We start from the raw sequence: 10,000 nt of genomic DNA, 5'->3' as shown, positions 1-10,000 counted from the left end.
GGGGCTTCGCCGGCCGGGATCGGCAGGGGAGCGACCGGGATACCGTCGTCGATCAGTTCGCGCACCTCGTCGCGGCTGGCCTCGCCATAGATAGGGCGTTCGGGCGCCAAGCCTTCGTGCATGTCGCGGGCTTCGCGCGCAAAGCTGTCGCCCACATAGTCGAAATTCTGCTCCACATGGGTGCGCACGCGGTGCATGGCCTCGGCCACGGCCTTGCGCATATCCGACTGACGGCTTTCGACGGCCTCAGAGGTGCGCACCATCGGGGCCATGATCGCCTTTTCAACCTGCGCGCTGCCGCAGTGCGGACACTCGATCAGCGCCCGCGCCTTCTGCTCATCGAAGGCGGTTGAATTGGAAAACCACGCCTCGAACTCATGGTGGTGTTCGCATTTCAGGGCATAGCGGATCATACGCGCACAAAGGTCCTGTCGTGTTGCAACTGAGGGATGGCCGTGCGGGCGCGCGCGACCTCCGACAGGTCGATCTCGGCCATCAGCACCGCCGGGTGATCGTGGTCGAGCCGGGCCATGACCTCGCCCCACGGATTGATGATCATCGAATGGCCCCAGGTCTTGCGGCCATCCTCGTGCGGGCCGCCCTGCGCCGGGGCAAAAACGAAACAGCCGGTTTCAATGGCACGGGCGCGCAGCAGCACCTCCCAGTGCGCCTGCCCGGTCGGGACGGTAAAGGCCGCGGGCACGGCGATCATCGACGCCCCGCCCTGTGCCAGCGCGCGATGCAGATAGCCGAAGCGCACATCATAGCAGATGGTCAGGCCCAGTCCGCCCCACGGAGTCGGTGCAATCACCGCCCGTTCGCCCCCGCAGACGCCCGCCGATTCGCGATAGACCTCGCCATTGGGCGTTGTGGCGTCAAACAGGTGGATCTTGTCGTAAAAGGCCGCCTCTTCGCCCGTCTCATCGAAGAAAAAGGCTCGGTTGACCGCGCGGTCTTCGCCCGCGACCGGCGAACGGACAATGGCCGAGCCCAGCAGGGTGGGCACGCGATATCGCGCCGCCAGCGCCTTCACGCCTGCCACACAGGCGTCGGCGTCGAGCGTGGTAACGACCTGCGCCTTCCTCTCCTTGCGCTGCTCCATCAGGTTGGAACATTCGGGCGTCAGGATAAGCTGCGCGCCTGAGGCCACTGCCGTTTCGTACAGCGGTTTCAGGTGCTCAAACGCCCGCACCGGGTCGGCGGGGGTGTTCAGTTGCAGCAGGGCGACTTTGAGCGGAGCGGCCTTTGCCATTTACGACGCCAGCAGAGGGTCCAGACCGCCGCGCGAATCGAGCGACACCAGATCGTCACAGCCGCCGACATGCAGGCCATCAATGAAGATTTGCGGATAGGTGGCACGACCCGACCGCTCGTTCATTTCCTTGCGCAGCTCCGGATCGTTGGACGCGACGATTTCCTTGTACTCGGCGCCCTTGGAGTCCAGCAGCGCCTTGGCGCGCTCGCAATAGGGGCAGTAGGGCTTGGTATAGATTTCAATATTCGGCATGGGGGTCCACAGTCAAAACGCAACCTTGTCACAAACCATTATATAGGCAAGGGTTTGCAAGTTTTAAAGACGGACCTGTGGCTGACGCGCGACAGAAAGACCGCGCGCCTTCAGACTTCGAGAGCGGGTACAGCGCGGGCCAGCACCAGCACATCGACGTCGCGCGCCCCGGCCTCACGCAGGGCCTTGGCGCAGGCCGTGAGCGTCGCACCGGAGGTGAACACATCATCGACCAGCAGCACCCGCCGTCCGCGCAAACGCCGCGCGCCGGAGGCCGTTACGGCAAAAGCCCCCTTCACATTCTCAAAACGATCTTCGCGGCGGCCTTTGGCCGTACGGGCGCGGCTGAACTGCACCGAGGTGGCGCGCTGTCGGATCAGGGCGTCGGGCACAAAGTCCTTCTGATACTGCCGCGCCAGGGGCCGGGCCAGCTCCGCCGCCTGATTATAGCGGCGCTGAAACAGTCTGCGCCAGTGCAGGGGCACTGGCACGATCACATCGACCTCCTCCATCAGCTCGGCCCCTGCTCGCGACAGCCAGCCCGACAGGATGGGCCGCAGATCGAGCCGGTCAGCGTGTTTAAACGCCAGAATCAGGCCCTTAGAGGCATCGGTATAAAGACAGGCGGCGCGGCCACGGCGAAACGGGAACGGCTTTTGCGTACAGACATCACAAAGCGCCCCGGCCCCCAGAAACACCCCGCCTTCAAACGGTCGGGCGCACATGTCGCAGCCCTGCCCCGTCAGAAAGCGAATGGCGCTCCAGTCATCCGCCGTCAGGCCGCCGGCCTGTACTGCGTCTTTTACCCCCGCTGAATTACGCAGATCGGGGTCGTGAGTAAGCGCCTGACGCGGATAAAGCGCATCCAGCAACCGCGTCCCGCCTTCGCGCAGACGCGGGATAAGCGCCAGTTCCGCCACCCACGTTTTCAGCCCGTCTATGGACAGCCGCATCCCCACCCCCTATTTGAACGACATGACAACACCGCGCCTCTTCGATCGTCAACTGCTGCGTCACCGCCTCGACCGCACGGCGGGCGATTTCACCACGGCCAACTTCTTGAAACGGCGCAGCGCCGAGGACATGATCGACACCTTGGCGGCCATCAACCGCCGCTTCGACGTGGCGCTGGAGATCGGCCGCCGCGATGGCCGTTTCGCTGAGCTATTGGCCGGGACGCCGGAGGTGGCCGCCAAGATCGGCTATCTGATCGAAAGCGACCTGTCGGCCCGCCACCGCCCCGCCGTGGTGCTGGACGAAGAGGCCCTGCCCTTTGGCGATGACACGCTCGATCTGGTGGTGTCGTCTCTGGCTTTTCACACCACCAACGACCTGCCCGGCGTGCTGGTGCAGTTGCGCCGCGCCCTGCGCCCCGACGGCCTTTTGATCGCCTCGCAATTCGGCGGCGAGACCCTGCACGAGTTGCGCCGCGTGCTGATGGAGGCCGAACTGGAAATCCGCGGCGGAACGGGGGCGCGCGTCGCCCCCTTTGCCGAAGGGACGGACTGCGTGGATTTACTGCGCCGCGCCGGGTTCAACATGCCCGTTGTCGATACAGACAAGGTGGTGGTCAGCTACGCCCACCCGCTCAGCCTGCTGCGCGATCTGCGGGCCATGGGGGAAACCAACATCCTGTTCGACCGCCCGCGCAAGGGGCTGAACCGCGCCATCCTCAGCCGGGCGTTTGAGCTTTACGCCGAACGCTATCCGCATCCGGAAGGCGGCGTGCGCGCCACGTTTGAGATTATCACCCTATCCGGCTGGACCCCGCACGAAAGCCAGCAAAAGCCGCTGCGTCCCGGTTCCGCCAAGGTGCGTCTGGCCGATGCGCTGGGGGTGAAGGAAGGGAAGCTATAGCCTCCTTACCCTGTCAAAGTTATCGAGAGTCAGGAATCAAATAAAATCATTGAGATACGCCACCAGCGGCAGGTCCGCCGGGGGCATGGGATAGTCGCGCATATCCTTAGGCCGCACCCATTTCAGCGCTGTGTGTTCCTTCGGCTGCGGCGTGCCCTCCCAGCGGCGGATCAGATACAGCGGCATCAGCAGGTGAAACGTCTCATAGGTATGCGAGGCAAAGACGAAGGGGGCCAGACAGGCGGCCTTTGTCGTAATACCCAGTTCTTCCTCAAGCTCACGGATCAGCGCCGCTTCGGGAGTTTCGCCGGGCTCAACCTTGCCGCCGGGAAACTCCCACTGCCCGGCCAGCGACTTGCCCTCCGGACGCTGGGCGATCAGCACCCGCCCGTCACTGTCGATCAGGGCCGCCGCAACGACAAGTACGGTTTTCATAGACGTGCCCCCTCCGCCTCGACAGGCTCTGCACCTCCCCCGCTTCGCAGGGGAGGAGGTTAGCTGCGATAGTCACCATTAATGCTGATATACCCATGCGTCAGGTCACAGGTATAGACATGCGCAGACCCTCGGCCGACACCGACATCGACGCTGATTTCCAGCTCGGACTTCTTCATATAGGCGCTCATCGCCGCCTCATCATAGGTCAGCGACACGGCACCGTGTTCAGCGGCGACCAACTCCCCGAAACGGATGGCGAGGTGGTCGCGATCCACCTCTTCCTCGGTCTTGCCCACCGCCATGACGATGCGGCCCCAGTTGGCGTCTTCGCCGGCCCAGGCCGTCTTGCACAGGGGGCTTTCGGCGATTGACTTGGCGATCTTGCGCGCCGACGCCGGTGAGGACGCCCCCGTCACCGTGACCTTGACGAACTTGGTCGCGCCTTCGCCGTCGCGGATGAGCTGGGTGGCGAGGCTGTGCATCACCTTTTCCAGCTTGTCGCGGAAGTCGGCCAGACGCTTGTCACCCGCACGGCTGATCTTCGGGGCTCCTGCCGCCCCTGTGGCAAACAAAAGCGCCGTGTCGTTGGTCGAAGTGTCGCCATCCACCGTCACGCTGTTGAACGTGGTGCGCGTATAAAGCCCCAGCAGCGATTGCAGCACACCGGCCGAGAGGGTCGCGTCCGTGACGATAAAGGCCAGCATGGTCGCCATGTCCGGTGCGATCATGCCCGACCCCTTGGCGATACCGGCGATCTTCACCTCTACCCCGTCGATCAGCGCGGTTTCATAGGCGCCCTTAGGGAAGGTGTCGGTGGTCATGATGGCCTGAGCCGCCGCGTGCCAGGCATCGGCCTTGAACGACTCTTCGATCAGCGGCAGTTGCGCGGCAATCTTGGCGTCGTCCAGCACCACGCCGATCACGCCGGTCGAAGCCAGCATGATGTCGCGCTGACGGCAATCGAGCCGCCGGGCCACAGCCGCCGCCGTGCGGCGCGCCGCATCGGCCCCCAGCTTGCCCGTAAAGGCGTTGGCGCAACCGGCATTGCAGACCAGCGCGCGGATTTCATTGCCTTCATTGGCCGCCAGCTGCTTCTTGCACCAATCGACCGGGGCAGAGCCAATGCTATGCCGCGTGAAGACGCCCGCCGCCGTGGTGCCTTCGGCGAACTTCATCACCAGCAGATCAGGACGGACGTGCTTGTAATAGCCCGCGCGGGCAATGGCGATATCGACGCCACCCACCGGCGGCATGGGCGGCAGATCGACGGCCAGCGGCGATACGGCCAGACCGGGCTTGCCCGTCGCCGGTTTGGGGGGCTCAGCGGTTGAGGCCGTATGCACACCCACCAGCTCGGCCCCGGTTTGCACGGCCTTTTTCAGCACATTGGCCAGCGGATCGAGCGCGGCCCCCAGCGGATTCACCTGACCGCGTTCCTGACCGGAAGCCGCGGCAGAGGTATCGGGCGTTTTGCCGGTCGGCGACGGCGGCTTGGTCATGGCGCGCAGCTCCAGTGCGTAGGACATCAAAAAGCGCGGCTTAGCCCCAAATCATCACGCTGTGAAGGCTTTTGTGCAGGGCGATGCCGATTGCCTACTTCTTCGCCGCCGTGCGCGAGGATGTGGCCGAAGCGGCGGCCTTTTCCGGACTTTCACCCACATCGTCAGCGGCCTCGCTGCCGCTGGCGCTGGAGGCCGAGGCCCCCGCCGGGGCCGAGGCCGGTTCGCGGTCTTCGCTGCTGCTCAGACCCTTGACCAGAAATTCAACGCGCGCCCCGTCGCGTAAGCCGCCCAGCAGGCCACGCACCTGCTCCAGCTTGAGCGCCGAGACAATGCCCGGACGCGCCTCTTCGATCGTCATCGGTTGTTCCGGACGGCGCTCCTCGACCTTGAACACGGCCCAGCCGCCATCGATCTGCACCGGTCCGGCGATCTGACCCGGCTTGGCCGTCATCAGGGCTGCGCGATAGCTTTCCGGGATGACGTCGGTGGTGAAATAGCCCATATCGCCGCCATTAAAGCGCGTCGCCTGATCAATGGAGCGCTCCATGGCCATGGCTTCAAACAGGCTGCCGCCCTGAAGCTGACGCATCACATTGTCGGCTTCGGGCCGCGTCTTGACGAGGATCAGGCGCGCGCGGATTTCCTCGGACTTCTGCGCCAGCTTGACCTGTTCGTCGTAGAGGTCCTTGACCTTCTTGTCGTCAATAGAGGCATCGACGCTCTGTTCCAGTAGCATATGCCCCAGAATATCCTCACGCGCCGCCGCGATACGCCGCTGCGCCAGTTCGGTGCGATCAATGCCTTTTTTCAGCGCCGCCTGCGCCAGAAGTTTCTGGTCGATCACCTCTTCCAGCGTGCGGCGAAACAGAGGTGAGGCCAGATCGAAGGGCTCACCGTCGCCGATCAGTCCCTGCTGAACCGCCTCATAGCGCACGTCGGAGGCCCAGATGGTATGGCCGTCGATACGGGCCACGGCGACATCGCCGGGCTCCGGCGGGCGCTCGTCCAGAGTCGGTTTGTCGCACCCGGCAATCGTCAGGGTCACAAGGGCCAGAACCGCCACCTGCCTGAGCTTTGTCCAACGCTGCATACTGAAAGCTTCCCCGCTGTCGTGCGCATCCAACTTACATTGACAGAACGCAAGCGCAAGCCTAAGTCAGTCCCCGCGCTTGAAAAGCGCTGGCTCACGCCTATTTGCCTATTACGTCATACACGTGACACCTTGATATTATCCAAACAGGTGTGTCCGAATAAGGCGGACAGGTCAAAATACTGAAATCTAATTGTCGGGTATCTCATGCTGGCTTTCGCCAAATCTCTGTTCGGCTCCGCTAATGAGCGCAAGGTCAAGTCGATGGGCGGGCGTATTGCCCGCATCAATGCGCTGGAACCCCGGATGAAGGCGATGAGCAATGAGGAGCTGGCGCATCAGACCGTCCTGTTCCGCGAACGCATTGCCAATGGCGCTTCGCTCGATTCGCTGCTCGAAGAGGCCTTCGCCACGGTGCGCGAAGCTGCCTGGCGCTCGATCGGTCAGCGTCACTACGATGTTCAGTTGACCGGCGGCCTGATCCTGCATCAGGGCGGTATCGCCGAAATGCGGACCGGCGAAGGCAAGACGCTGGTCGGCACGGCGCCGGTTTACCTCAATGCGCTGACGGGCAAGGGCGTGCACCTGATCACCGTCAACGACTACCTGGCCAAACGCGACGCCGACTTCATGGGCCGCGTCTATCGTTTTCTGGGTCTGTCCACCGGCGTCATCGTGTCGGGCATGTCGCCGGGCGCGCGCAAGGCCGCCTACGGCTCGGATGTGACCTACGGCACTAACAACGAATTCGGCTTTGACTATCTGCGCGACAACCTCGTCTATAACCGCGAGGAAATGGTGCAGCGTGGCCACCACTTCGCCATCGTCGATGAAGTGGACTCCATCCTCATCGACGAAGCGCGCACGCCTCTGATCATCTCCGGCCCGACCGAAGACCGTTCGGAACTGTATAAGGTGCTGGATGCGCTGATCAAGGACCTGATTCAGGACCCGGAAACCTTTGAGCTGGACGAAAAGCAGCGTCAGGTCCTGCTGTCGGAAGCGGGCTCTGAGCGCCTCGAAGAAATGCTGACGGCCGGCGGGCATCTGGCCGAAGACACGGCGGGTCTTTACGACGCAGCCAACGTCTCGCTGGTGCACCACGCCAATCAGGCCCTGCGCGCCAACACCCTCTACACGGTCAACAAGGACTATATTGTCAAGGACGGCGAAATCGTCCTGATCGACGAATTTACCGGCCGTATGATGCAGGGCCGCCGCCTGTCCGAAGGCCTGCATCAGGCTATCGAAGCTAAGGAAGCCGTGGCCATTCAGCCGGAAAACCAGACTCTGGCCTCGGTGACCATCCAGAACTATTTCCGCATGTATCAGAAGCTGTCGGGCATGACCGGTACGGCGGCGACCGAAGCGGCGGAATTTGGCGATATCTACAAGATGGACGTGCTCGAAGTGCCGACGCACCGCCCCATCAAGCGTATCGACTATGACGATGAGGTCTATCGCACCGAGCGCGAAAAGTTCAAGGCCATCGCCGATCAGGTCGCCGACTGCTATGTGCGCGGTCAGCCGATCCTCGTAGGGACGGCTTCGATCGAAAAGTCCGACGCCCTGTCGGAATTCCTCAAGACCTATGCCTACGACGTCGAAACCAAGGCCGTAAAACCGGAATACGCCAAGCTCGACAAGAAGGAGCTGGCCAAGCTGGGCGATGCGGCCTTCGATATCGTGCGCGGTTCGGGCAAGGGTATTCCGCACAATGTGCTGAACGCGCGCCACCATGAAAACGAAGCCTATATCATCGCCGATGCCGGCGTGCCCGGTGCGGTGACCATCGCCACCAACATGGCTGGTCGCGGTACCGACATCCAGCTCGGCGGCAATGTCGATCTGCGGGTACAAAAGTGGCTCGAAGAACAGGCTGAGGCCGGTGTGGACGTGTCCAACGAGGCACTTCTGGCCAAGAAGGCTGAGGTTGAAACCCAGATCGCCGACCTCAAGCTTAAGGCACTGGCCGCGGGTGGCCTGTTCGTGCTGGGCACCGAGCGCCACGAAAGCCGCCGTATCGACAACCAGTTGCGCGGTCGTACCGGCCGTCAGGGCGACCCCGGCACCTCGAAATTCTACCTGTCGTGCGAAGATGACCTGATGCGCATCTTCGCCGGTGACCGTCTCAACGCCATGATGAAGACTCTGGGCGTCGAAGAGGGCGAAGCCATTACGCACAAGCTGCTCAACTCGGCCATCGCCACCGCCCAGAAGCGCGTCGAGCAACGCAACTACGAAATCCGCAAGAACCTGCTGAAGTACGACGACGTGGTCAATGACCAGCGCAAGGCCGTTTTCGAGCAGCGTCAGGAGTTCATGGACACCGAGGACCTGTCGGAAATCGTCTCCGAAATGCGCGAAGAGACGATCCGCGACCTCGTTGACCGTCACCTGCCGCCCAAGGCCTATGCCGAGCAGTGGGACATTGCCGGGCTGAAGGAACAGTGCGAGCGCCTGCTGGGCCTCGACCTGCCACTGGAAGACTGGGCCGCCGAAGAAGGCATCGCCAACGAGGAAATCGAAGAGCGCATCCAGACCATCGCCGCGCAAAAGATGGAGGAACGCCTCCAGCTTCTGGGGCCGGATCAGATGAAGGCGCTGGAAAAGAACTTCCTGCTGCAGATGATCGACATGCAGTGGCGTGAGCACCTGATGCATCTCGACCACCTGCGCGCCGTCATCGGTCTGCGCGGTTATGGTCAGCGCGACCCGCTGAACGAGTACAAGACCGAGGCCTTCGCCCTGTTCGAGACGCTGCTGGTCAATCTGCGCCACAATGTGACGCGCTGGCTGATGACGGTTGAAATCCGCTTCCAGGGTCAGCCGGAGCCGGAGCCGGTACGCTTTGAGGAAATCCACCTCAACCCTCTGACGGGTGAAAACGAACGCGCGCCGCAACTGAGCGACGACTTGACGTCGGAACAGCGCGCCGCCCTGCCCGTCTCGGCCCTGCCCGCCGGCTGGGAAAGCACCTCGCGCAACGGCCTTTGCCCCTGCGGCTCAGGCAAGAAGTTCAAGCACTGCCACGGCGCGCTGATCTGAAATCCTCTTTGACTAAGGCCTGTTGTCCCCCGGATACCACATCCGGGGGATAGCCTTTTCGCGCCCCAAGATTCCCCCGTTGCCACCTCGTCAGGAATTGGTTAACGTCGCTTAAGGCCTGAGTGGTTTCGGGCACTTGGGGGTATAAAATGTCGTGCATGCGGGTTCTGACGTCCGGGCTGCTGATTGCGGGCACCGTTCTGTGCCTTGAGGCCCTTGGCCCTTCGGCGCAGGCACAAACGATGGCCATCGCCAAAACACCGGCCCAACCGGTCGTTCCCCCTTCCCTGCAAGGCTCGTTCATTTCGCCCGAAGCGCCGCTGGCGCCGAAGATCGAGCTTGATCCGGCGCTGATCGGCATGGCCCCGCGCCTTGAGGGGACCGCCGCGGCCACCGTTTCGCCCGAAGACAAGGCCGCCGCCGCACGCAAATCCCGGCGCATCGCGCTGTACAAGCAATTGATGGAAACCAACGGCACGACCAAGAATGTGCGCCTGATCATGGCCAATACCAAGGCGGCAGTGCGCCTGGTCATTCTGGAGCGCAAGGGGGCGCAGT

Annotated in this window: 9 protein-coding genes and 1 pseudogene; 3 read left to right on the top strand and 7 right to left on the bottom strand. The window is 62.9% G+C overall.

Annotation, left to right across the window (positions count from 1 at the left end; translation table 11 throughout):
- The 4 genes from LDL37_RS10585 to LDL37_RS10570 form a co-directional block, all read right to left on the bottom strand.
- The coding region (locus LDL37_RS10585; RefSeq protein WP_290797820.1) for a DUF1178 family protein at positions 1-413 on the bottom strand (413 nt) is incomplete at its 3' end.
- Positions 410-1,252 carry a carbon-nitrogen hydrolase family protein gene (locus tag LDL37_RS10580; RefSeq protein ID WP_290797817.1) on the bottom strand — a complete coding sequence of 281 codons (843 nt, stop codon included), beginning with the start codon at positions 1,250-1,252 and terminating at the stop codon, positions 410-412. The genes LDL37_RS10580 and LDL37_RS10585, both read right to left, overlap by 4 nt.
- Positions 1,253-1,507: a glutaredoxin 3 gene (grxC, locus tag LDL37_RS10575; protein ID WP_126423364.1), complete on the bottom strand. Its 255-nt coding sequence runs from the start codon at positions 1,505-1,507 to the stop codon at positions 1,253-1,255.
- Positions 1,508-1,617: 110 nt separating this feature from the next.
- Positions 1,618-2,460 carry a ComF family protein gene (locus tag LDL37_RS10570; RefSeq protein ID WP_290797812.1) on the bottom strand — a complete coding sequence of 281 codons (843 nt, stop codon included), beginning with the start codon at positions 2,458-2,460 and terminating at the stop codon, positions 1,618-1,620.
- Between the two features lie 22 nt (positions 2,461-2,482).
- On the opposite strand from LDL37_RS10570, the gene LDL37_RS10565 reads away from it, so the two are divergent.
- Positions 2,483-3,364: a methyltransferase domain-containing protein gene (locus tag LDL37_RS10565; RefSeq protein ID WP_290797809.1), complete on the top strand. Its 882-nt coding sequence runs from the start codon at positions 2,483-2,485 to the stop codon at positions 3,362-3,364.
- A 36-nt stretch (positions 3,365-3,400) separates the two neighbouring features.
- Here the strand turns inward: LDL37_RS10565 and mutT are convergent, their stop codons facing one another.
- The 3 genes from mutT to LDL37_RS10550 form a co-directional block, all read right to left on the bottom strand.
- Positions 3,401-3,799 carry an 8-oxo-dGTP diphosphatase MutT gene (mutT, locus tag LDL37_RS10560; RefSeq protein ID WP_126423358.1) on the bottom strand — a complete coding sequence of 133 codons (399 nt, stop codon included), beginning with the start codon at positions 3,797-3,799 and terminating at the stop codon, positions 3,401-3,403.
- Between the two features lie 59 nt (positions 3,800-3,858).
- Entirely contained in the window at positions 3,859-5,301 is a 1,443-nt protein-coding gene (gene argJ / locus LDL37_RS10555; RefSeq protein WP_290797823.1) for a bifunctional glutamate N-acetyltransferase/amino-acid acetyltransferase ArgJ, read from the bottom strand.
- A gap of 94 nt (positions 5,302-5,395) precedes the next feature.
- The gene (locus LDL37_RS10550) at positions 5,396-6,394 is read right to left on the bottom strand and encodes a peptidylprolyl isomerase (RefSeq protein ID WP_290797803.1); all 999 of its coding nucleotides are present in this window, start codon (positions 6,392-6,394) and stop codon (positions 5,396-5,398) included.
- A 207-nt stretch (positions 6,395-6,601) separates the two neighbouring features.
- Here LDL37_RS10550 and secA point away from each other — a divergent pair, with 207 nt between their 5' ends.
- Positions 6,602-9,442 (top strand): preprotein translocase subunit SecA, encoded by a 2,841-nt coding sequence (gene secA, locus LDL37_RS10545; protein ID WP_290797801.1) that lies wholly within the window; start codon positions 6,602-6,604, stop codon positions 9,440-9,442.
- A 158-nt stretch (positions 9,443-9,600) separates the two neighbouring features.
- Positions 9,601-10,000 (top strand): annotated as a pseudogene (locus tag LDL37_RS10540) (hypothetical protein); the annotation flags it as partial.

The organism is Asticcacaulis sp., from assembly GCF_020217185.1.
GTDB lineage: Bacteria > Pseudomonadota > Alphaproteobacteria > Caulobacterales > Caulobacteraceae > Asticcacaulis.
This window is presented reverse-complemented; position numbering and strand designations above follow the sequence as displayed.